General features: G+C 71.9%; 21 protein-coding genes, 1 tRNA gene, 1 pseudogene and 1 riboswitch. Of the genes and pseudogenes, 16 read left to right on the forward strand and 7 right to left on the reverse strand.

Translation table 11 applies throughout. The features are described 5' to 3' along the window. Positions 1–2 precede the first annotated feature (2 nt). Both cobF and ACZ7DE_RS08830 read right to left on the reverse strand, forming a co-directional pair. A complete protein-coding gene (gene cobF / locus ACZ7DE_RS08825; RefSeq protein ID WP_470759043.1) occupies positions 3–776 on the reverse strand; it encodes a precorrin-6A synthase (deacetylating) in 774 nt (257 codons plus the stop codon). Positions 777–818: 42 nt separating this feature from the next. Further along, positions 819–1,349, reverse strand: coding sequence for a DUF309 domain-containing protein (locus tag ACZ7DE_RS08830; RefSeq protein ID WP_470759044.1), 531 nt, complete (start codon positions 1,347–1,349; stop codon positions 819–821). 100 nt (positions 1,350–1,449) lie between these two features. Between ACZ7DE_RS08830 and ACZ7DE_RS08835 the strand changes: the two genes are divergently transcribed. The 11 genes and pseudogenes from ACZ7DE_RS08835 (at position 1,450) to ACZ7DE_RS08885 (ending at position 13,028) form a co-directional block, all read left to right on the forward strand. Beyond that, positions 1,450–1,523, forward strand: a tRNA-Pro gene (locus ACZ7DE_RS08835). Positions 1,524–3,171: 1,648 nt separating this feature from the next. After that, entirely contained in the window at positions 3,172–4,575 is a 1,404-nt protein-coding gene (locus tag ACZ7DE_RS08840; protein WP_470760055.1) for an arabinofuranosidase catalytic domain-containing protein, read from the forward strand. Between the two features lie 359 nt (positions 4,576–4,934). Then, positions 4,935–6,248, forward strand: coding sequence for an RICIN domain-containing protein (locus tag ACZ7DE_RS08845; RefSeq protein ID WP_470760057.1), 1,314 nt, complete (start codon positions 4,935–4,937; stop codon positions 6,246–6,248). Positions 6,249–6,668: 420 nt separating this feature from the next. Further along, on the forward strand, positions 6,669–6,794 hold the full coding sequence (locus ACZ7DE_RS08850) for a hypothetical protein (RefSeq protein WP_470759045.1): 126 nt from the start codon (positions 6,669–6,671) through the stop codon (positions 6,792–6,794). Between the two features lie 142 nt (positions 6,795–6,936). After that, a riboswitch (cobalamin riboswitch) is annotated at positions 6,937–7,114 on the forward strand. A gap of 54 nt (positions 7,115–7,168) precedes the next feature. Then, positions 7,169–8,203 carry an ABC transporter substrate-binding protein gene (locus ACZ7DE_RS08855; RefSeq protein WP_470759046.1) on the forward strand — a complete coding sequence of 345 codons (1,035 nt, stop codon included), beginning with the start codon at positions 7,169–7,171 and terminating at the stop codon, positions 8,201–8,203. After that, positions 8,200–9,213 (forward strand): FecCD family ABC transporter permease, encoded by a 1,014-nt coding sequence (locus ACZ7DE_RS08860; RefSeq protein WP_470759047.1) that lies wholly within the window; start codon positions 8,200–8,202, stop codon positions 9,211–9,213. The genes ACZ7DE_RS08855 and ACZ7DE_RS08860 overlap by 4 nt, the downstream gene beginning before the upstream one ends. After that, a complete protein-coding gene (locus ACZ7DE_RS08865) occupies positions 9,210–9,983 on the forward strand; it encodes an ABC transporter ATP-binding protein (RefSeq protein ID WP_470759048.1) in 774 nt (257 codons plus the stop codon). The genes ACZ7DE_RS08860 and ACZ7DE_RS08865 overlap by 4 nt, the downstream gene beginning before the upstream one ends. 88 nt (positions 9,984–10,071) lie before the next feature. Continuing rightward, positions 10,072–10,288: pseudogene (locus ACZ7DE_RS08870) on the forward strand (aldo/keto reductase); the annotation flags it as partial. Positions 10,289–10,335: 47 nt separating this feature from the next. Beyond that, a complete protein-coding gene (locus ACZ7DE_RS08875; RefSeq protein WP_470759049.1) occupies positions 10,336–10,908 on the forward strand; it encodes a TetR/AcrR family transcriptional regulator in 573 nt (190 codons plus the stop codon). Positions 10,909–11,088: 180 nt separating this feature from the next. After that, positions 11,089–12,267, forward strand: a complete 1,179-nt coding sequence (locus ACZ7DE_RS08880) for an acyl-CoA dehydrogenase family protein (protein ID WP_470759050.1) — start codon at positions 11,089–11,091, stop codon at positions 12,265–12,267. 2 nt (positions 12,268–12,269) lie between these two features. After that, the gene (locus ACZ7DE_RS08885) at positions 12,270–13,028 is read left to right on the forward strand and encodes an SDR family NAD(P)-dependent oxidoreductase (RefSeq protein ID WP_470759051.1); all 759 of its coding nucleotides are present in this window, start codon (positions 12,270–12,272) and stop codon (positions 13,026–13,028) included. Positions 13,029–13,050: 22 nt separating this feature from the next. On the opposite strand, the gene ACZ7DE_RS08890 is transcribed toward ACZ7DE_RS08885, so the two are convergent. After that, positions 13,051–13,836, reverse strand: a complete 786-nt coding sequence (locus ACZ7DE_RS08890) for a GntR family transcriptional regulator (protein ID WP_470759052.1) — start codon at positions 13,834–13,836, stop codon at positions 13,051–13,053. Positions 13,837–13,883: 47 nt separating this feature from the next. Beyond that, the gene (locus tag ACZ7DE_RS08895) at positions 13,884–14,672 is read right to left on the reverse strand and encodes a PfkB family carbohydrate kinase (RefSeq protein WP_470759053.1); all 789 of its coding nucleotides are present in this window, start codon (positions 14,670–14,672) and stop codon (positions 13,884–13,886) included. A 310-nt stretch (positions 14,673–14,982) separates the two neighbouring features. Here ACZ7DE_RS08895 and ACZ7DE_RS08900 point away from each other — a divergent pair, with 310 nt between their 5' ends. From ACZ7DE_RS08900 to ACZ7DE_RS08920, 5 genes are all read left to right on the forward strand, one after another. Then, positions 14,983–16,002, forward strand: a complete 1,020-nt coding sequence (locus tag ACZ7DE_RS08900; protein ID WP_470759054.1) for a substrate-binding domain-containing protein — start codon at positions 14,983–14,985, stop codon at positions 16,000–16,002. Beyond that, the gene (locus tag ACZ7DE_RS08905; protein ID WP_470759055.1) at positions 16,002–17,078 is read left to right on the forward strand and encodes an ABC transporter permease; all 1,077 of its coding nucleotides are present in this window, start codon (positions 16,002–16,004) and stop codon (positions 17,076–17,078) included. The genes ACZ7DE_RS08900 and ACZ7DE_RS08905 overlap by 1 nt, the downstream gene beginning before the upstream one ends. A 5-nt stretch (positions 17,079–17,083) precedes the next feature. Continuing rightward, positions 17,084–18,001, forward strand: coding sequence for an ATP-binding cassette domain-containing protein (locus ACZ7DE_RS08910; RefSeq protein ID WP_470759056.1), 918 nt, complete (start codon positions 17,084–17,086; stop codon positions 17,999–18,001). Between the two features lies 1 nt (position 18,002). Further along, complete coding sequence (locus ACZ7DE_RS08915; protein ID WP_470759057.1) at positions 18,003–18,905, forward strand: sugar phosphate isomerase/epimerase family protein; 903 nt, start codon at positions 18,003–18,005, stop codon at positions 18,903–18,905. 112 nt (positions 18,906–19,017) lie between these two features. Then, positions 19,018–19,191, forward strand: a complete 174-nt coding sequence (locus tag ACZ7DE_RS08920) for a hypothetical protein (protein WP_470759058.1) — start codon at positions 19,018–19,020, stop codon at positions 19,189–19,191. A 56-nt stretch (positions 19,192–19,247) separates the two neighbouring features. Here the strand turns inward: ACZ7DE_RS08920 and ACZ7DE_RS08925 are convergent, their stop codons facing one another. Genes ACZ7DE_RS08925 through ACZ7DE_RS08935 form a run of 3 tightly spaced genes read right to left on the reverse strand, consistent with a single transcriptional unit; the run spans position 19,248 to position 22,266 of the window. Next, the gene (locus ACZ7DE_RS08925; protein WP_470759059.1) at positions 19,248–20,252 is read right to left on the reverse strand and encodes a Gfo/Idh/MocA family protein; all 1,005 of its coding nucleotides are present in this window, start codon (positions 20,250–20,252) and stop codon (positions 19,248–19,250) included. A 55-nt stretch (positions 20,253–20,307) separates the two neighbouring features. Further along, the gene (locus ACZ7DE_RS08930; RefSeq protein ID WP_470759060.1) at positions 20,308–21,084 is read right to left on the reverse strand and encodes an SDR family oxidoreductase; all 777 of its coding nucleotides are present in this window, start codon (positions 21,082–21,084) and stop codon (positions 20,308–20,310) included. Positions 21,085–21,099: 15 nt separating this feature from the next. Beyond that, the gene (locus ACZ7DE_RS08935; protein ID WP_470759061.1) at positions 21,100–22,266 is read right to left on the reverse strand and encodes a phytanoyl-CoA dioxygenase family protein; all 1,167 of its coding nucleotides are present in this window, start codon (positions 22,264–22,266) and stop codon (positions 21,100–21,102) included. Positions 22,267–22,346: the final 80 nt, after the last annotated feature.

The raw sequence follows: 22,346 nt of genomic DNA on the forward strand, positions 1-22,346 counted from the left end.
TCCTATTCCTGGGCCGGGTTGCGGCGCAGCAGATAGGTGTCCATGATCCAGCCCTTGCGCTCGCGGGCCTCGGCGCGCAGCCGCTCGATGCGCGGTCCGGCCTCGGCGATCGGACCCGAGACGAGGATCTCGTCCGGGGTGCCTATGTACGCGCCCCAGTAGATGTCGACGTCCTCCTCGGCGAACCGCCGGAAGGTCTGGTGGGCGTCCAGCATCACCACCACGTCGTCCACCCCCTCGGGGAAGCCCTCCGCGAGCCGCCGGCCCGTCGTGATCTGCACCGGCCGCGCCACCCGGTTCAGGCCCGTGCGGTGCCGGGCGGCGAGCGCCGAGACGCTGCTGATCCCGGGGACGACGTCGTACTCGAAGGCCACCGCGCCCCGGGCCAGCACCTCCTGAAGGACGCCCAGCGTGCTGTCGTACAGCGCGGGGTCGCCCCACACCAGGAACGCGCCGCTCTCGTCCTCGCCCAGCTCCTCGGCGATCAGCCGTTCGTAGATGTCGGCACGGGCGCTGCGCCAGTCGCCGACGGCGGGGGAGTAGGCCGCGCCGCCGGCCCGGCGGTCGCGCTCCGGATCCCGCGCCTCGACCACCCGGTAGCCGCCCTGCGGCAGGTGCGCGTCCAGCATGTCGTGGCGCAGCCGCGTCAGATCGCTCTTCACCTCGCCCTTGTCCAGGACGAAGAAGACGTCCGTGCTCCTCAGCGCCCGCACCGCCTGCAGGGTCAGCTGGTCGGGGTCGCCCGCGCCGATACCGATGACATGAATCCTTCGCACACCAGGAGTCTGCCGTACCGCACCGACAGCGACCCTGCCGGGTCAGCCCAGCCGCGGCGCCACTGCCCTCGCGTCCACGGCCGCGCCGGTCCGTTCCACCGAATCCGCCAGCTCGCCCGCCCACCGGGCCAGCCCGGCGAGATCCATCCCGTACGGCCGCTCCTCGCCCGCGGACGCGGCCCACTCCTCGACGGCCCCGGCGCCGCGCCGCAGCAGCCGAGCCCCGCCCGTCAGGTTCCCCCGGGCCGCGTGCGTGAGCCCCACCGCGAGCTGGGCGAGCCCGCGCCACAGGGCGCGCTCGCCGTCGGGGCCCGACTTCCAGGCGTCCTCGAAGACCTCGTGCGCGTGGAACGGCTTCCCCGCGTCCAGCAGCGCCTGCGCCTCGCCGACCGTCTCCCGCGGGGTGCGGACGATCCCTTCCGGCTGCCGTTCCACACCGGCCGCGCCGTACGGCAGGGGCCGCCCGAGCCCGTCCCGGGGCCGTGCGCTGCGCGCCCGCCCCTCGCCGTCCCGGTCCCGCTTCCCGGCGTCCCGGCCGCCGCCCGTGCCTGCTGTGCTGCCCAAACGGTCCATACGTCGATTGTCCCGCGCCCGGGCCCTCTTCGGCGCAGCGCCCCGGGTGGGGTAAAGTGCTGTTCGCGCGATCACACGGCGAACACCGTGGGCAGCGCACCGGGACGTGGCGCAGCTTGGTAGCGCACTTGACTGGGGGTCAAGGGGTCGCAGGTTCAAATCCTGTCGTCCCGACTTTACGAAGTCGCAGATCAGGGGCCATTTCAGAGGACATCTGAAATGGCCCCTCGATCGTTCCGGGGAACCGTCGGGGACCGGCTCACGGGCGTCGAGTCCGAGGCGGGGGTGGCGTGTACGGCGTCGCGGTCGCCCGGGGACTCGTCACGGACGGTGTGGTTCACCCCGGTGCCCGGCGGGGCGCGCAGTCGGCCCGCGCCCGGCGGTCCCGGGCGGACGAGGGTGCCCGAGTGTCATGAGTCGCGGGGAACGGCGTCGGGCTGCCCGGACCGTCACGCGTTCGCCTCTCACGGCGTACCGGAAGGCGCGGGGCGAACCGATTCCACGCAAGCGCTTCGACGGGAGGCTACGACCGGCGGGGTACGGGGTCAACGGAGTCCGCGCGGCGAAGGCGGCGCGGACGCGCGGGCCGAGCCGCCGCCGCTTCGGCCCGCGCCTCCCGGACCGGCAGTGCGGCAGAGGGGGTTGGCGACCGAACCCCCTGTTCACCGGCATGACGGACAGTCACCCGGTGGGCCGGGACGGGCCGCCGGACACATCGCGAGCCCCACCGCGGACCTCGCGGCGGGCGGATCCGCCGCCGTCCGCGTGGCTCCGTCCCGGAGCTGTTCGAGCGGGCGAACCGGCCCCGAACCGCAGGAATCAGCCGTCGAACCGATTCCGCGACAACGTTCGCAGGGGAAGCCTCAGCACCCTTGACAGTCCGTGAAGCCGGGAGCACCGTCTCCCCCCGGAACCTCTCTGCAACCTCGCTGCGAGTACGGCACCTTGAAGCGCTTGCGGTCCGTCGACGCCACGCGCACGACCCGATCGTGTCGCGCCGGCACGGGAGGGAGATCGGATGGGCCCCATGCGCACCACGGCTCCAGACCGTGTCCGGCTCACCTCGGCCACGGGCCGCCGCGACCGGACGCAGGCACCTGCCCCGACCCGGCCCGCATGCGCCACAACCGGAGGATGACGATGTCCACAGGCGGAGCGCTCCGCGGCCTGTGGGCCGCTCCCTTGGCCCTGCTCGCCCTGCTCGCCCAGTGCCCGGCCGGGGCATCGAGAGCCTCAACTCCCTCACTGACCGTTGCACGCCGGTCCAGTCGATCAGCGGCAGAACCGTCACCATGCGGCAGCCCGCGTGGATCAACAACTCCTGGGGCTACGACACCGTCAACGCGCCGTTCGGCGGCGGGACCGCGGAGGAGTCGGGTGGTCGGCCTCGGGTGAGGTGACCGGCCTTGGGCGCGCCCTTGCCGCCGGATCGCTTCGGTGGACCGTAACGAACCCCCGCGTCCGGAACGAACCCCCGCACCCGGCACGGCGGCTGTCGCCGGACGTGGGTTCCGCCGCACCGTCACTGCGGCCTGACCGGGCAAGGACATGGGATGGATGGCGAGTTCAGGCCGGAAGAGACGCGGCTATTGACACGAAGAATGGCGTATGGAATCACTAACGACATGGGATGTCTAAGGGTTCTTCGTGAGCCCTCTCGGGCGTCCTGGCCCCCTTCGGGCAGGCACGGCACTCTCTGTCCCTTTCCCCCACATACGCAAGGAACAGAATGCAGCCTTCATCCGTTCGACCCCGAAGCCCCGCGGCTCTCGGACGACGTGTACCGGCGGCCGCCGCCGTGTGCGTGACGGCACTGCTGGCCATGCTGCTGGCCGCCACGCCGACCTGGTCGGCGCCGACGGCGTCGGCACCCCTGGTGAGCGCGGCGTCGGGGCGGTGTCTGGACGTCAGGGGCAACGTCGACACGCCGGGAACGGCGTTGGACATCTGGGACTGCAACGCCCAGGCCAATCAGGCGTTCGCGTTCACGTCGGCGGGTGAGCTGAGGACGATGGGCGGCACCCGGTGCGTGGACGACAACCGGACGGCTCAGGGAACCCCGGTGGTCATCCGGTCGTGCGACGGGCAGCCGAACCAGATGTGGCGACAGAACCCCGACGGGTCCGTCACCGGGGTCCGCTCCGGCTTGTGCCTGGACGTCAACGGGGCGGGCACGGCCAATGGCACCGCGGTCGTCCTGTGGAACTGCAACGGCCAGAGCAACCAGAAGTGGAGCACCCCGGCGCCTCCGCCCGGCGGATCGGGCCGTCCGTGCGACATCTACTCCGCGGGCGGTACGCCGTGCGTGGCCGCGCACAGCACGGTGCGGGCGCTCCTCGGTGCGTACAACGGCCCGCTGTACCAGGTCAGGCGCTCCTCGGACAACGCGACCAGGGACATCGGCGTGGCGGCGGCCGGCGGCTTCGTCGACGCGGCGGCGCAGGACTCGTTCTGCGCGGGTACCACGTGCGTGATCACGGTCGTCCGCGACCAGTCCGGACACGGCAACGACCTGTGGTACCAGGGATCGACCCAGGTCCCCGGATCGAGTCAGAGCAGCCCCGCGAAGGCGACCACCGAGTCGTTGACCGCGGGAGGCGCCAAGGCGTACTCGCTGTACATCAACCCCGGGAACAGCTACTGGCGGGACGGTCACCTGACGGGCGTGCCGACCGGCAGCGCGCCCGAAGGGGCGTACGTGGTGACCAGCGGCACCCACGTCAACGCCGGCTGCTGCTTCGACTACGGCAACAGCGAGACGACGAGGAAGGCCGACGCCGCCGGGGCGATGGACGCGATCAACTTCGGCACCCAGTGCTGGTTCGGCGGCTGCGCAGGCACCGGCCCCTGGGTGCAGGCCGATCTCGAGTGGGGCCTGTACTCCGGCGGAAGCCAGTCCTGGAACCCCAACCAGCGGGCGTTCGCCAGCAAGTTCGTCACCGCGATGCTGAAGAACAACGGGACGTCGAGGTTCGCCCTCAAGGGCGGCAACGCGCAGTCCGGCGGCCTCACGACCCTGTACGACGGCGGGCTCCCCGGCGGGTACAGCCCCATGAGGAAACAGGGAGCCATCGTCCTCGGGAGCGGCGGCGACTGCTGCAAGCCCGGCGGCGGCGCCAACCTCAGCGCCGGCACCTTCTACGAAGGAGCGATCGTCGCCGGCTACCCCTCCGACGCGACCGACAACGCGGTACAGGCCGACATCGCGGCGGCCGGCTACCGCTGAGCCGCCCCCACCGGCGGGGGCGGTCCTCCGGCACGTCTGAAGGACCGCCCCGAGACCTGCCCCGGTGCCATGCGGGTGTTCTCCCGTGCGTTCTCCCGCAACACGGCCCAGGGCCCGGGCCCCGGCGCCATGGCGGACGTCTGGGCGCTGGGCGGTGCCCTGGCCCCGCGGCGTCCAGCCGATCGCTGCCGCCGCCCCGCGGCCCGCCTGCCGAGGCGTCCGTCCCCTGCCCCGGTCGCCGCCGCCACGGCAACGTCGCTCCCGCCCGGCAGGGGGTCCGCCCCGGGCGAACCGACCGGAGCTCCCTGACCATCCCTCGACCACGGAAGAAGGCGTGTATGAAACGCAAACCGCTCCTGATGGCCATCGTGGCTGCGGTACTTCTCGTCCTGACAACTGCGGGCACCTCGTTCAGCAGCGTCCTCGGCGCGCCCGCGCCGCCCCCGACCGCCGGCGCCCTCCGGGCGACCGCCGGCTGCGGCAAGGCCCCCACGCTGACGAGCGGTACGCACACGATGCAGAGCGGCGGCCAGACCCGCAGTTACATACTGCGGGTTCCTGCCGGCTACGACAGCAACCACCCCTACCGGCTGGTCTTCGGTTTCCACTGGCGCGGCGGCACGGCCAACGACGTCGACTCGGGCGGTACGGACGGGTACAACTGGTCCTACTACGGCCTGAGGCGCCTGGCGGACAACGCGAACAACAGCACGATCTTCGTCGCCCCGCAGGGCATCGGCAACGGCTGGGCCAACTCCGGCGGCCAGGACGTGGCCTTCGTCGACGCCATGGTCAGCCAGATAGGCGCAGGTCTGTGCGTCGACACCACCCAGGTGTTCTCCGCCGGCTTCAGCTACGGCGGCGCGATGTCGTACGCCCTCGCCTGCTCCCGGGCGACGGTCTTCCGCGCGGTCGCGGTCTACTCCGGCGCGAACCTCAGCGGGTGCAACGGCGGCAGCCAGCCCATCGCCTACATGGGTCTGCACGGCATCAGGGACAACGTGCTGCCCATCTCGGCGGGACGGGAACTGCGTGACACGTTCGTCCGGGCCAACGGCTGCACCCGGCAGAACCCGCCCGAGCCGGCCAACGGAAGCCTGACGCACATCATCACCTCCTACTCCGGATGCAGGTCCGGATATCCCGTCGTCTGGGCCGCGTTCGACGGAGCGGGCCACGACCCCGGTCCCATAGACGGATCCACCGGTGACGGATGGCGCACCTGGACATCGGCCGCGGTGTGGCAGTTCTTCACACAGTTCGGCTCGAACCCGCCGCCGTCCTCCGGCAACCAGAAGATCGTCGGCCAGCAGTCGGGGCGCTGCCTCGACATCAACAACTCCACCACGGCCAACGGCACGCAGGCACAACTGTGGGACTGCAACGGCGGCTCCAACCAACGGTGGACCCTCACCGCAGCGAAGCAGCTGGTCGTCTACGGCAACAAGTGCCTGGGCGTCGGCCAGGGGGCGGGCAACGGCGCCCCGGCGGCGATCTGGGACTGCAGCGGACAGGCGGACCAGCAATGGAACGTCAACTCCGACGGCACGATCACAGCAGCGCAGTCGGGGCTCTGCCTGGACGCCAGCGGCCAGGCAACCGCCAACGGGACGAAAGCCCAGCTGTGGAGCTGCTCGGGAGGCGCCAACCAGCGCTGGCGCCTGGAGAACTGACGGGCCGGGGCCAGGCACGCACCGTGCGGGCCTGGCCCCGCAGACAGACCCGGTGTCACCCGCAGCCGTGCGGCGCAGGCCCCCTGGGCGCGCCCCCGAGCGGCTGCTCCCCGACGATGCCGCGCACCAACAGCGCGCCCGCCGTCCCCCGACTGGGCCTGCAGCAATACTCGTACTGGAGCGAGGGGCAGCACGGCATCAACGCCCTGTTCGCCAACAACCAGGCTCGGCTTCCTCGGTACCGCCGACTACGGCAACGCCTCCGGCACCGGCCTGATCACCTACACCGACGGCACCAGCCGGCGCTGCACCCTGTCCTTCTCCGACTGGTGGAGCAACAGTGCGGCCGACGGCAGCGAGATCGTCGCCACCACCGACTACCTCAACAGCGGCGGCGGCAAGGTCCAGCAGAGGGTCAGCGTGTACGCCGCCACCGTGCCGCTCCAGGCAGGCAAGACCGTGGCCTACCTGACCCTGCCGAACGTGGGCCCCGACGCGGTGTCGGGCCAGGTTGCCATGCACATCTTCGCCACAGCGGTCGGCTGACCGCCCATCGCGGGCGGGCGCCGCGTCCTGCGGTCCCGCCGGCCGGTCCCCGCGGATCGAGCAGAGCACCGGCACGTTCGTCCCGCACCCGTGACCGATCGCATGAACCGACCGATCGCATGAACCGACCGTGCGACGCGCTTGATAGCCTCATCGGGCCAGTCGAGCCACATCCGAGGCCAGGGAATCCGGTGCGAACCCGGAACTGACGCGCAGCGGTGAGGGGGACGGGCGGGGCACGGAACGCCACTGGGAGACCGGGAAGGCGCCCCGTCCGGACGAACCCGAGTCCGAAGACCTGCTGGTGCCTCCGCGTCCCGCGCGGGGGGACGTCCGTAGGCCAGGCTCCGCGTACGAGCCCCGACCCCCGAGGCATGCCCGTGCTCCGTACCCCCGCGCTCCTCCTCGCGTCCGTCCTGCTGCTCACCGCCTGCGGCGGCTCCGGGAGCGGCTCCGAGAGCCCTGGGAAGTCCGCCGCTGCGGGCTACCCGGTGACCATCGACAACTGCGGCCACAAGGTCACCCTGGAGTCGGCCCCGAAGCGGGCCGTCTCCCTGAACCAGGGGACCACGGAGATCCTGCTCTCCCTCGGTCTCGGCGACCGCATGGCCGGCACGGCGACCTGGACCGACCCGGTGATGAAGGGGCTGGAGAAGGCCAACGCGTCCGTGCCGCGGCTCGCGGACGACGCGCCCTCCTTCGAGAGGGTCCTGGACGCCGAACCCGACTTCGTCACCGCGTCGTTCGTCTCCACCCTCGGCAAGGGCGGCGTCGCCACCCGCGCGCAGTTCGAGAAGCTGGGCGTGCCCACCTATGTTTCGCCCTCCGACTGCTCGGCGGGCAAGGACAACGACAGCGGGGGCGACGGATCGCGCAGCACACCGCTCACGCTGGACGTCATGTACGACGAAATCCGTGACCTGGCACGGGCGTTCGGCGTCGAGGAGCGCGGCGAGGAACTCGTCGCCGCGTCGCGGCAGAGGGTGCGCAGGGCCACCGCCGGACTGCACGCCTCCGACGTCTCCCTGATGTACTGGTTCGCCAACTCCCAGTCGCCCTACCTGGCCGGCTGCTGCGGCGCGCCGGGCGCCGTCACCCGCGCGGTCGGCGCGAGGAACGCCTTCGCCGACACCCATGACGAGTGGCCCCAGATCAGCTGGGAGACGGTCGCCGACCGCGACCCGGACGTCATCGTGATCGGCGACCTGACCCGCAGGCAGCAGACCGCGGAGACCGCGCAGGCCAAGATCCGCTTCCTGGAGACCAACCCCGCCACCCGTCACCTGACCGCGGTGAGGAAGAAGCGGTACGTCCTGCTCAGCGGGCAGGCGATGAACCCGTCCATCCGTACGGTCGAAGGGATCGAGAAGGTCGCCGCCGGGCTGCGGGACTTCGGGCTCGCCAAGTGAGCACCCGCCTGCTGCTGCTGACCGGCGGCGGACTGCTCGCGCTGCTCGCATCGGTCGCGGTCGCCGTGACGATCGGCCCCGCCGACATCTCCACGGCGGATGTGTGGGCGTCCGTCGCGGCACATCTGGGCCTCGGACAGGGCGCCTTGGCGCCGCTGCGCGACGGCATCGTGTGGGACCTGCGCATGCCCCGGACCCTGCTCGCCGCCGTGTGCGGGGCCGGGCTCGCCGTGTGCGGGGCCGTCATGCAGTCGCTGCTGCGCAACCCGTTGGCCGACCCGTTCGTGCTCGGGGTGTCCTCCGGCGCGTCCACGGGTGCCGTCGCCGTGGTCGTGCTGGGGGTGGGCGGGGGAGCCGTCTCCCTGTCGGCGGGCGCCTTCCTCGGAGCGCTGCTGTCCTTCGCGCTGGTGCTGCTGCTCAGCCACACCCTCGGCGACAGCGTCGACCGGGTCGTGCTGTCCGGGGTCGCGGCCATGCAACTGTTCTCCGCGCTGACCTCGTTCATCGTGCTGACCTCTGCCGACGCCGAGACCACCCGGGGCGTGCTGTTCTGGCTGCTGGGCTCCCTCACGGGCGCGGACTGGGGCCAGGTGCTGCTCTGCACGAGCGTCCTGGCCGTCGCCCTCCTGGTCTGTCTGGGCCACGCCCGCACCCTGGACGCGTTCGCTTTCGGCGAGGAGGCCGCCGCCTCACTCGGGGTCCGCGTCGCCCGCACCCGGCTGCTCCTGCTGTGCGTGACCGCGCTGCTCACCGCGGCCCTGGTCAGCTGTGCCGGCGCCATCGGCTTCGTCGGCCTGGTCCTGCCCCACACGACCCGTGCGCTCACCGGTTCCGGTCACGCCCGCCTCCTGCCGGTCACGGCCCTGACCGGAGCGGTCTTCCTGGTGTGGGTGGACACCGCCGCCCGTACCGTCCTCGACCCCCAGGAGGTCCCGGTGGGCGTGGTGACGTCCCTGATCGGCGTGCCGGCGTTCGTGGCCGTGCTCCACCGCGGACGGAGAAGGACGTGACCAGTCTGCACGCGGACCGCGTCGCCCGGCGCATGGGCGACCGGACGGTCGTCGACGGCGTCACCCTCACGCTGAAGCCAGGCGAGACCGTCGGCCTGCTCGGCCCCAACGGCTCGGGCAAGTCAACGCTGTTGAGGCTCCTCGCCGGGACCCTCGCACCCACCGCCGGGGTCGTCACCCTGGACGGACGCCCCCTGTCCGAGGCCGGCCGCCGGGCCACTGCCCGTCGCGTCGCCACCGTCGAGCAGCACGCCCACACCCAGACCGAACTGACCGTCCGTGACGTCGTCGCCCTGGGCCGCATCCCGCACCGCCGAGCCTGGGCACCGGCCTCGGCCGCCGACACCGCGGCCGTCACCGAAGCCCTGGCACGCACCGGACTGACCGGCCTCGCCGCCCGGTCCTGGCACACCCTGTCCGGCGGTGAGCGCCAGCGCACCCAGATCGCCCGCGCCCTCGCCCAGGAACCCCGCGAGCTCCTCCTCGACGAACCCACCAACCACCTCGACATCCAGCACCAGCTCGACCTGCTGGACCTCGTCGCGAGGCTGCCGGTCACCACCGTGGTCGCCCTGCACGACCTCAACCTCGCCGCGATGTACTGCGACCGCCTGCTCGTCCTGTGCGACGGCCGCGCCGTCGCGGAAGGCGCCCCGGCCGAGGTCCTCACCCCCGCCCTCATCGAGCGGGTCTACGGCGTCCGCGCCGAAGTCACCCACGACCCCGGCCACCCCGTGATCCGCTTCCTGCGGCCGGCCGCCCGGGACTGATCCTTGCGGTGGAGGGGCGCCGCGTCGCGTCGTGGCAGCCGTCGGCCGGAACCGGTGGCGATCCGAACGAGGCGCGGCTATGCCGTTGCCAGGCGCCCCGGCCCGGCTCGCCGTGCTGGGCGAGGTCGCGCGCGAGACGGGGGGCGAGCGTCAACCAGGTCGTGCCGGCCTGGCAGTTGGGCGGGGAGCTGCCGATCGTTCCGCTGGCCGGGGCGTCGTCGGTGGCGCAGCTGGAGGAGAACCTGGCCGCCGTCGGCCTGGAGCTGACCGCGGACCAGCGCCCCCGGCTGGACGCCGCGCACTGAGGCCCGGTCGGTGACCGGGGAGTAACCGAAAAGGCTACGCTGGGATCATGCCGTCCCCCCGCCGCACCGCCCGACAGGCCGACCTGTTGGAGAGACTCGTCGCGCTGCTCACGGCGGAGGGGTTCTCGGACTTCACCCTGGACGACCTCGCCGAGCGGCTGCGCTGCTCCAAGACGACGCTCTACCAGCTCGCCCGCAGCAAGCAGGGCCTGGTGGTGGAGGCCGTCAAGCACTACTTCCGGGGGGCGACCGAGGCCGTCGAGAAGCGGGTGGCGCAAACGGTCGACCCCTCGGACCGCGTCCGCGTGTACCTGACCGCCGTGGCCGAACAGCTGCGTCCGCTCTCGCGCCGGTTCCTGGAGGACGTGGCGGACTTCCCGCCCGCCCGTGAGGTGTACGAGGCCAACACGCGGATGGCCGCGGAGCGGGTGCGCCGGCTGATCGCCGAAGGAGTCTCCGACGGGGCCTTCCGCGAGGTGCACACCGCGTTCGTCGGCGAGGTCGCCGCCGCGACCATGCGGCAGATCCAGCAGGGCGAGCTCAAGGCGCGCACCGGGCTGACCGACGCGGAGGCGTACGAACAGCTCGCCTCGCTGATCGTGCACGCCGTCTCGTCCTGACCTCTGGCGCCGCCTCCGCCTCCGCCTCCGCCGTCTCCGGGCCGCCCGGCCCCTCACGCCGCTCACCCGACTCGTTCGCGGGATACCTCCGGGCACCCCGCTGGCGTACGCTTAATGATACGTTCGTACACACCGCAGTATCATTTCCGGTACTGCCAGCACTCCTACGTGGAGGTCACCATGCCTGCCACTCGCGCCCTGCCGTCCGAGGAAGCCGTCGAGCTCATCCAGCTCACGCGGACCCTCGCCGCCAAGGAACTCGCACCCCGGGTCGCCGACGCGGAGGCGGACGGGGCCTTCCCCCGGGACGTCTTCCGCACCCTCGGGCGCAGCGGCCTGCTCGGGCTGCCCTTCGCCGAGGAGGCCGGCGGCGCGGACCAGCCCTACGAGGTCTACCTCCAGGTGCTGGAGGAGGTCGCCGCCGTCTGGTCGAGCGTCGCCGTGGGCATCTCCGTGCACGCCCTGTCCTGCTTCCCGCTGGCCCGGTTCGGCACCGAGGAGCAGCGGCGCAGGTGGCTGCCGGACATGATCGGCGGTGAGCTGCTCGGCGCGTACTGTCTGTCCGAGCCGCACGCCGGCTCCGATCCCGCGGCGATGCTCACCCGCGCGGTGCGCGACGGGGACGGCTACGTCCTGAACGGCGCCAAGGCCTGGACCACCCACGGCGGTTACGCCGACTTCTACACGGTCATGGCCCGCACCTCCGACGACCGCACCCACGGCGTCTCCTGCTTCCTGATCCCGGCGGACACCCCCGGGCTGAGCGCCGACCCGCCGGAGCGGAAGATGGGCCTGACGGGCTCGGCGACCGCGACCATGCGGCTCGACGACGTCCGGGTGCCCGTGGAGCGCCGGATCGGGGAGGAGGGACAGGGGTTGAAGATCGCTCTCGCCTCCCTCGACTGCGGCCGCCTGGGCATCTCCGCGGTCGCCACCGGGCTCGCCCAGGGCGCCCTGGACCACGCGGTGCGCTACGCCCGCGAGCGGGAGACCTTCGGCAAGCCGATCATCGAGCACCAGGGCCTGGCGTTCGTCCTCGCCGACATGAGCGCCGCGATCGAGTCGGCACGGGCCGCCGCGCTGTCCGCCGCCCGGTTGAAGGACCTCGGCCTGCCCTTCACACGGGAGGCGTCGATCGCCAAACTCGTGGCCACGGACAACGCCATGAAGGTGACCACGGACGCCGTGCAGGTCCTCGGGGGGTACGGGTACACCCGTGACTTCCCGGTGGAGCGCTACATGCGCGAGGCCAAGGTCATGCAGATCTTCGAAGGAACCAACCAGATCCAGCGCATGATCATCTCCCGTGCGCTGGACCGCGACGAGGGCGGTGTGCTCACCGTCCTCGGCAAGGAGTGATGATGCAGCTCGAGAACACCGCCGCCCTCGTCACCGGCGGTGCGTCCGGCCTCGGCGCGGCCACCGCGAAGGCCCTCGCCGGGCGTGGCGCCCGGGTCTTCGCCCTCGACCTCAAGGACGGCGTCGACAAGGCGCCCGAGGTCGACGGCGTCACCTACGTCCCGGCCGACGTCACCGACCCCGAGCAGGTGCGCGCGGCGGTCGCCGTCGCGGCCGGCTCCGGCGTCCCGCTGCGCACGGTGGTCAACTGCGCGGGCATCGGACCGTCGGCGCGGATCCTCGGCAAGAAGGGCGTGCACGACCTGGGCCTGTACGCCAAGGTGATCCAGATCAACCTGATCGGCACCTTCAACGTGCTCGCGCTCGCCTCCGAGGCCATCGCCGAGACCGAGGCCGACGCGGACGGCCAGCGGGGCGTCATCGTCAACACCGCCTCCATCGCCGCGTACGACGGCCAGATCGGCCAGGCGGCCTACTCGTCCTCCAAGGGCGGGGTGGTCGGTCTGACCCTGCCTGCCGCGCGCGACCTCGCGCAGTACGGCATCCGGGTGTGCACCATCGCCCCGGGCATCGTGGAGACGCCGATGCTGGCCACCGTGTCGGAGGAGTTCCGCGCCGGGCTCGCGGCCGGGGTGCCCTTCCCGCGCCGGCTGGCCCGGCCCGAGGAGTACGCCCGGCTGGCGCTGTCGATCGTCGACCACGACTACCTCAACGGGGAGACCATCCGGATGGACGGCGCGCTGCGCATGGCGCCGAGGTAGGTCCCGGGGCCCGGACGAGCCCTCAGGGTCTGACCAGCAGCTGGAAGTCGAACGCGTACCGGGACGCGCGGTAGATGTGCGTCCCGTACTCGACCGGCCGGCCGGTGTCGTCGTACGCCGTGCGCTGCATGGTCAGCACGGCCGCCCCCTCCTGCTCCGCGAGCAGGGCGGCCTCCTCGGCGGTGGCGGAGCGGGCGCCGATGGTCTGGCGGGCGCTGTGCAGGGTGATGCCCGCCGCGCGCAGCAGCCGGTACAGGCCGGTCGACTCCAGGCGTTCCGTGTCGAGGTCCAGCAGGGCCGGCGGCAGGTAGTTGCACAGGAACGCCACCGGCTGCCCGTGCGTGGCGCGCAGCCGCTCCAGCACGGTGACCTCGCTGCCCTCCGCGATGCCGAGCGCGGCCGCGACGTCCGCGGTCGCCGGCACCCGTTCGTTGCGCACGACGTCCGTGGTGGGTCCCTGTCCGGCCGCCTCCAGATCGTCGTACAGGCTGCTGAGCTCCAGCGGCCGCTTCACCTGGCTGTGCACGACCTGCGTGCCCACCCCGCGGCGGCGCACCAGCAGGCCCTTGTCGACGAGCGACTGGATCGCCTGGCGGACCGTCGGGCGGGACAGCCCGAGGCGCGTCGACAGGTCGATCTCGTTGCCCAGGAGGTTGCCCGGCGCGAGCGCCCCCTGCTCGATCGCCGCCTCCAACTGCTGGGCGAGCTGGTAGTAGAGCGGCACCGGGCTGGTGCGGTCCAGCGCGAAGTGCAGCGCGTCGAGCGCGGAGCCGGGCACCGCACGGGCACGGCCGCTGGTCCTCGCCATCGGGGCGCCTCCTCGGTTCGGTGGGGTGGGGGAGCGGGCGGCGGGCGTCAGGCGCGGGCGAGGTGCTCCTCGACCTCGGCCTCGCCGGGCATCCCCCGCTCGGGTGCGCGACGGGCGGCGGCGAGGGCGGCGGCCGCGTCGGCATAGCGCAGGATCCGGGTCAACTCCCAGCCGGACAGCAGCCCGTGGACCAGCCCGCCGCCGAACGCCTCACCCGCGCCCACAGCGCCCGCGGCCCCGGTCGGCGTCGCGGCCGGCGCCGCCGCGACCTCGGCGCGCCCGCCGTCCCGGCGCACGGCCAGCACGCCGCCCGCGCGGCCCTGCCGGACGACGGCCAGCTCGACGCCGGCCGCGAGCAACTCCTCGGCGCACGCGCGGGGTTCGCGCACCCCGGTGGCGGTCTCGCACGCGTCGAGGTCGCAGACCGCCACCGTGGAGTGCCGCAGCGCCTCCGCGTAGTAGGGGCGCAGTTCGTGCGGGTCCGGGCGGGCGGCCGGGTGCCGGCCGAGGTCGAAGACCGTGGTGGCCGCCCGGTCGCGGACCTTGAGGGCGGCCAGCATGGCGGAGCGGGTGGGCTCCCCGCCCAGGCCGGCGCCGTCGATCCACAGGAGGCGGGCCGCGCGCAGGGCGAAGAAGTCCAGGTCCTCGGCGCGGGTGACCACGGCGGCGGTGCGGCCGAGGCCGGCCGCCGCGATCGCCACGTCGAGGGCCGGAGCGCCGGAGAACGCGTCGGACGTTTCCGCGCGCGCGAGGGGTACGTCCGTTCGGAGGGGGTAGAGATCGTTCCCGATGTGCCCCATCGTGATCAGGTCCAGTGGCTGGGCCGACTCGGCCATGCGCGACACTCCTCACGGTGGTCGGGGGGTCTGGCGTCTCCCAGGTGTAGGTCCAGGGAGCCCTCAGTGTCAATACTTTGTTCTAACATTCGGACCTGATTGTGAAATGATGTCTTAACAAAGTATTGACAGTGGGCCCGTCAAGGGATTGGATCCCGTCCCAGCAGAGCAGGCCGGGCCCGGGACTCCTGAACAGTCGCGGACCCGGCCCCATGGCCCCAATCTGATGAGAAGCAGGGCCCCGGATCACCGCGATCGCCTTCCCCCCTTCCCCGTCGTCTCCCCCGTAGCACAGTGAGGTGCAGGAAAGATGGACAGCTCTTCCCCCTCCCGCTCGCGCCGCATCGCGCCGGTCGTGGCCATGGCCGCGACGGTGGCCCTGACCCTCGCAGGCTGCTCCAGCAGCTCCGGCGGAAAGAAGTCCGAGGAGAGCGCGGGCGGCGCCTCAGCGGGCAAGGCGAGCACCCCGCAGATGACGGTCGCCCTGGTGACCCATCAGTCGCCCGGCGACACCTTCTGGGACATCGTCCGCAAGGGGGCCGAGGCCGCGGCGGCCAAGGACAACGTCAAGCTGATCTACTCCAACGACCCCAGCGCGGGCGGGCAGGCCAACCTCGTGCAGAACGCGGTCGACCAGAAGGTCGACGGCATCGCGGTCACCCTCGCCAAGCCCGACGCCCTCAAGGACGTCATCGGGCGGGCGACGGCCGCGAAGATACCGGTGGTCGGTCTCAACTCCGGGGTCAGCGAATGGAAGAAGCTCGGCCTGCTGGAGTTCTTCGGCCAGGACGAGACGGTGGCCGGTGAGGCCCTCGGCAACAAGCTGAACTCGCTCGGCTCCAAGAAGGCGATCTGCGTCATCCAGGAGCAGGGCAACATCGGCCTGACCCAGCGGTGCGCCGGCGTGAAGAAGACCTTCTCCGGATCCGTCGAGAACCTGTACGTCAACGGCACCGACATGCCGTCGGTGAAGTCGACCATCACCGCCAAGCTCAGCCAGGACAAGGCCGTCGACCACGTCGTCACGCTCGGCGCCCCCATCGCGCTGACCGCCTCGCAGTCGGTCTCCGAAGCGGGCAGCAAGGCCAAGATCGCCACGTTCGACCTCAACAAGGACCTGACCGGCGCCATCAGCAAGGGCACCGTCGAGCTGGCGGTCGATCAGCAGCCGTACCTGCAGGGCTACCTGGCGATCGACTCGCTCTGGCTCTACAAGAACAACGGCAACTACATGGGCGGCGGGGAGCAGCCGGTGCTGACCGGTCCGGCCTTCGTGGACAAGTCCAACGTCGAAGCGGTGGCCGCGTACGCGGCGAAGGGCACCCGGTGATGAGCATGACCCGGCATGCCGAGCCGGCGGTGGGCACACCGCCGGCCCCCGGCCGCAAGGACAGCGACGGCCGGACCACGCAACGCCCGCTGGCCCTGCGCCTGTTGGCCCGCCCCGAGGTGGGCGTGTTCCTCGGCGCCGTCGCGGTGTACGTCTTCTTCCTGATCTCCGCGCCTCCGGTGCGCGAGGGCAGCTCGATGGCGAACATCCTGTACCAGTCGTCGACCATCGGGATCATGGCGCTGCCGGTGGCGCTACTGATGATCGGCGGCGAGTTCGACCTCTCGTCCGGCGTCGCCGTGATCACCTCGGCGCTCACCGCGAGCATGCTCAGCTACCAGCTCACCATGAACGTGTGGGTGGGCGTGTTCGTCGCGCTCCTGGTCTCCCTCGGGATCGGATTCCTCAACGGCTGGATGGTGGTCAGGACCGGGCTGCCGAGCTTCCTGATCACGCTGGGCACGTTCCTGATCCTGCAGGGCGTCAACCTCGCGGTGACCAAGCTGGTCACCACCAACGTGGCCACCGACGACATCAGCGACATGGACGGCTTCGGCCAGGCGAAGAAGATCTTCGCCTCCTCGTTCGAGGTCGGCGGCGTCCAGGTGAAGATCACGATCGTCTACTGGCTGGTCTTCGCGGCGCTGGCCACCTGGGTGCTGCTGCGCACCAGGTACGGCAACTGGATCTTCGCCGTGGGCGGCAACAAGGAGAGCGCCCGGGCGGTCGGCGTGCCCGTGAACTTCACGAAGATCTCGCTGTTCATGCTGGTCGGCTTCGGCGCCTGGTTCGTCGGCATGCACCAGCTGTTCACCTTCAACACCGTGCAGTCCGGCGAGGGCGTGGGCCAGGAGCTGATCTACATCTCGGCGGCCGTGATCGGCGGCTGTCTGCTGACCGGCGGCGCCGGCTCCGCGATCGGCCCGGTCTTCGGCGCGTTCATGTTCGGCATGGTGCAGCAGGGCATCGTCTACGCCAACTGGAACCCCGACTGGTTCAAGGCCTTCCTCGGCGTGATGCTCCTCGGCGCCGTCCTGATCAATCTGTGGGTCAGCCGCACGGCGACCCGGAGGTGACCCCCATGACATCCAGCAACAACGCCGGCACCCACGGGGCCGTCATCGCCGACACCGCCCCCGACGGCGCGGACGGGGCGATCGTCGAACTGCGCAACGCGGGCAAGTCCTACGGCAACATCCGCGCCCTGCACGGGGTCAGTCTGGCCGTCCACCCGGGCCAGGTGACCTGCGTCCTCGGCGACAACGGCGCCGGCAAGTCCACCCTGATCAAAATCATCTCCGGGCTGCACCAGCACACCGAGGGCGAGTTCCTCGTCGACGGCGCCCCGGTGCGTTTCTCCACCCCGCGCGAGGCCCTCGACAAGGGCATCGCCACCGTCTACCAGGACCTCGCCACGGTCCCGCTGATGCCGGTGTGGCGCAACTTCTTCCTCGGCTCCGAGCTGACCAAGGGCCCCTGGCCGCTGCGCCGGCTCGACATCGAGACGATGAAGAAGACCGCCGACGAGGAACTGCGCGAGATGGGCATCGTCCTCGACGACCTCGAACAGCCCATCGGCACCCTCTCCGGCGGCCAGCGCCAGTGCGTCGCCATCGCCCGCGCCGTCCACTTCGGCGCCCGGGTGCTCATCCTGGACGAGCCGACCGCCGCCCTGGGCGTCAAGCAGTCCGGCGTGGTCCTGAAGTACATCGCCGCCGCCCGCGACCGCGGGCTCGGCGTCATCTTCATCACCCACAACCCCCACCACGCCTACATGGTCGGCGACCATTTCAGCGTCCTGCGCCTGGGCACCATGGAGCTCACCGCCTCCCGCGACCGGGTCAGCCTGGAGGAACTCACCAACCACATGGCCGGCGGCGCCGAACTCGCCGCGCTCAAGCACGAGTTGTCCCAGGTGCGCGGGGTCGACGTCGACGAGCTGCCGGACGAGAAGGACCTCACCGCTCCGGTGTCGACCCCGGGCGAAGGGAAGGCGTGAGATGGCCGACGCGCTGGACCGCATCAGGGTGGGGTCGGCTCCCGACTCCTGGGGCGTGTGGTTCGCCGACGACCCCCGGCAGGTGCCCTGGGAACGCTTCCTGGACGAGGTCGCAGAGGCCGGCTACTCCTGGATCGAACTCGGCCCCTACGGCTACCTGCCGACCGATGCGGCCCGCCTCGCCGACGAGGTGGGCCGGCGCGACCTGAAGGTGTCGGCGGGCACGGTCTTCACCGGCATGCACCGCGGACCGTCCGTCTGGGACGCCACCTGGGCCCATGTGAGCCAGGTGGCCGCGCTCACCCGGGCGATGGGCGCGAGGCACCTCGTGGTCGTCCCGTCCTTCTGGCGGGACGACAGGACGGCCGAGATCCTGGAGCCGCCGGAGCTGACGGGCGAGCAGTGGGCCCACCTCACCAAGGGCATGGAGCGCCTGGGACACGAGGTGAAGGAGACCTACGGCCTGGACCTCGTCGTCCATCCGCACGCCGACACGCACATCGACACCGAGGACCACGTCGAACGCTTCCTGGACTCCACCGACACCGAACTGGTCAACCTCTGCCTGGACACCGGTCACTACGCCTACTGCGGCGGCGACAGCGTCCAGCTGATCGAGACCTACGGCGAACGCATCGGCTACCTGCACCTGAAGCAGGTCGACCCGGGGATCCTCGCCGACGTCGTCAGGGACGAAGTGCCGTTCGGTCCCGCCGTCCAGCGTGGGGTGATGTGCGAACCGCCGTCCGGGGTACCGGAGTTGGAGCCGGTCCTGATCGCCGCCCAGCGGCTCGGCGTCGAACTGTTCGCGATCGTCGAACAGGACATGTACCCGTGCGAGCCGGACAGGCCGCTGCCCGTCGCGGTGCGCACCCGGAAGTTCCTGCGGTCCTGCGGGGCCTGACCGGTCGCCGACCGCGCGCCTCACGCCGTCGCGGACCGGCCCGTGGAACTCGCCGCGAGGTGAGGACGTTCAACGGGACACGGAGTGCGCGGCAGTCGACAGGGAGGGTGAGATGCAGGAGGAAGAGCAGACCGGGTCCGAGGAGTCCCGGCGCAGGGCGCGGTTCGGGTCGCTGCCCGAGCGGGTGCGGTTGCAGGACACGGTGGAGGAGCGGCCGGCCACCCCGCGGGATCCGGCGCGGGACGCCTACGACCCGGACGAGTCGGCGCTGCGCTACGGGCTGTGAAACGGGCCGGGGCGGCCGGGGACCGACGTCCCCGGCCGCCCCGGCCCCGAGCCGGTTCAGCAGGCCCGGGCCTCCGCGATCGTCACCGGCCGGCGCTCGCGCAGCGACAGGGTGCACGCCTCGGCGATCCAGCCCGCCTCCAGAGCGTCCTCGATCGTGCAGGGCGAGGGGCGGGAGCCGGTCACCACCTCGGTGAACGCGGTGAGTTCGGCGCGGTAGGCGGCGGTGAAGCGGTCCATGAAGAAGTCGTGCGGCGTACCGGCCGGGAACGTGACGCCGGGTTCCACCGAGCGCAGCGGAAGCTTGTCCTCCAGGCCCACGGCGATCGAGTCGGCGAACCCGTGCAGCTCCATCCGGACGTCGTACCCACGGGCGTTGTGGCGGGAGTTGGAGACCACCGCGATCGTGCCGTCGTCGAGCGTGAGGATCGCACCGGTGGTGTCCGCGTCGCCCGCCTCCTTGATGTAGTCGGCGCCCCGGTTGCCGCCGACCGCGTACACCTCGGTCACCTCGCGGCCCGTCACCCAGCGGATGATGTCGAAGTCGTGCACGGAACAGTCCCGGAAGATGCCCCCGGACGCGGCGACGTAGGCGGCAGGCGGCGGCGCCGGGTCCAGCGTGGTCGAGCGGACGGTGTGCAGTTTGCCCAGCTCGCCGGCTCGCACGGCCGCCCGCGCGGCGACGAAGCCCGCGTCGAAGCGCCGGTTGTAGCCGATCTGGATGGGCACCGCGCTGCCCTGGACGGCCTTGAGCACCTCGACGCCCTCGGCCATGGTCCTGGCGACGGGCTTCTCGCAGAAGACGGGGACGCCCGCCTCGACGGCGGCGAGGATCAGACCCGGGTGGGCATCGGTCGCCGCGGCGACCACCACCGCGTCCACCCCGGCGGCCAGCACGGCCTCGGGGGAGTCCGCGACCTCCGCGCCGAACCGCTCGGCGGCGTTCTTGGCGGCCTCAGCGAAGGGGTCGGCCACGACGAGCGACTCGACGGCGTCGAGTCCGAAGAGGGTCTCGGCGTGAAAGGCGCCGATGCGGCCGAGGCCGAGGATTCCGATGCGCATGGGGAGTGCAGCTCCTTGAGGGTCTTGCCGGGGCGGGGGAGAGCGGTTTGAAGGTCTAGTCGAGTCCGCCGAGCACGTTCTGGTCCCAGTCGATCACCGAACCGGTGACCACGCCCGACCGCTCGGACAGCAGGAACACGACGAAGTCGGCGATCTCGTCCGGCCGGCCGAGCCTGCCCATCGGCAGCCGTGCGGCGGCCTGCTCGCGCCAGTCGTCGCCGGCGGCGTGGAACGCCCTCTGCGTCGTGTCCTCGCCCTCGGTGTCCGTCCACCCGATGTTCAGGCCGTTGATCCGGATCCGGTCGAAGCGGTGGGCGTGCGCGGCGTTGCGGGTCAGGCCGGCCAGTCCGGCCTTGGCGGCGACGTACGGCGCGAGGAAGGGCTGGCCGCCGTGCGCCGAGGACGTGATGACGTTGACGATCGTGCCGGGCGCTTCACGGGCCAGCATGTCCGCGACCGCCGCCTGCATGGCGAAGAACGGCGCCCTGAGGTTGATCGCGACGTGCTGGTCGAACAGCTCGGGCGTGGTGTCCAGCAGCGTGCCCCGGGAGGTCAGCCCCGCTGAGTTGACCAGGCAGTCCACCCGGCCGTACGCGGCCGCCGTCTCGGTGACCGACCGTCTCGCCTGTTCGGCGTCCGCGAGGTCGGCCCGGACGAACAGCGCCCTGCCGCCCGCGGCGGTCAGCTCCGCCACCAGCGCCTCGCCCGGCTCCGGCCGTCGCCCCGCGACGGCGACGAGCGCGCCCTCGCGGACCGCGGCCCGGGCGACGGCCGCGCCGACGCCCTGGCTTCCGCCGTTGACGAGGACGGCCTTGTCGTCGAGAAGTCCCATGTGCACAGAGCCCTTTCAGCTGGTGCGACGCTCGGCGCCGGCGCGCAGCGCGCAGCGCAGCGCCCGCGGGGTCCACTCCTCGCGCAGCGCCTGGCGCACCAGGTCCGCCTGCGAGGGCGGGGCGAGACCGTCGACCGGCGGGTCGGCGTCGAGGTTGGTGGGGAAGGGGTAGCCCTCGGCGCTCGCGGCCACGACCCGCTCCAGCCACTCCTCGCCCACGCCCTGCGCCCGGCGCCGCAGCAGCACGGGGTAGACCGCGTCCGCCACCGCCTCCCGGTCCACCGTCTCCATCGCCCGCCCGAAGGCCGAGGACACCTGGAGCAGGTTGGCCGTCCGGCGCACGTCGGCGGTGCGGTTGTGGCCGGCGGCGTGCAGGACGGCCGGGTTGAAGAAGACCGCGTCGCCCTTGGACAGCGGCAGTTGCACGTGCCGCTCGTCGAAGTACGCCTGGAACTCGGGCAGTCGCCACGCCAGATAGCCCGGCTCGTACGTCTGCGAGTAGGGCAGGTACAGCGTGGGGCCGGAATCCACCGGCATGTCGCAGTGCGCGACCGCGCCCTGGAGGGTGAGCACGGGGGAGAGCCGGTGGACGTGCGCCGGGTAGGCGGCGGCACGGTCGCCGGAGAGGAACCCGAGGTGGTAGTCGCGGTGCGCGCGCTGCGCGGCGCCGCCCGGGTTGACCACGTTGACCTGGGAGGTCACCTGGTAGCCGGGGCCCAGCCAGGCCCGTGAGGCCAGCGCGAGGACGTCGTTGGCGTAGTAGTCGGCGAACGTCTCCGGGTCGTACAGGGCGGTCTTCTCCAGGGCGTTCCAGACGCGGTCGTTGGCGCCCGGCACGGCGAAGTGGTCACCCGCGGCGGTCCCCGAGGCGCGCTGCTCGGCGATCAGCGCGTCGAACACGGCGGTGGCGCGGTCGACGACCGACGGGTCGGGGAAGGCGCCCCGGAAGACCACCACGCCGGGACCGTCGGCGAAGGCGCGCACCAGCTCGGCCCGCACCGCCCGGCCGGCTCCCGCCGCGCGCAGCCGCTCGCTGTCGTAGACGAGGACGTCGCCCTCGACCGAGGCGGCGTGCGGATAGGCGGCGAGGTCGGTGGTGCGCTCGACGAGGGAGCGCAGGGCGTCGATGTCGCAGTCCTGCTCGGTCAGCCATGCACGGTCTCGGACGGAGGTGAAGGACATCGTCGTCCCTTCGGTGACAGCGGCGGCTCAGTGCTGTCATTGTTGTCAGTACAAACCCGTCGAACAACCAGCAGGCGCCC

Source organism: Streptomyces sp. NPDC037083, assembly GCF_055606485.1.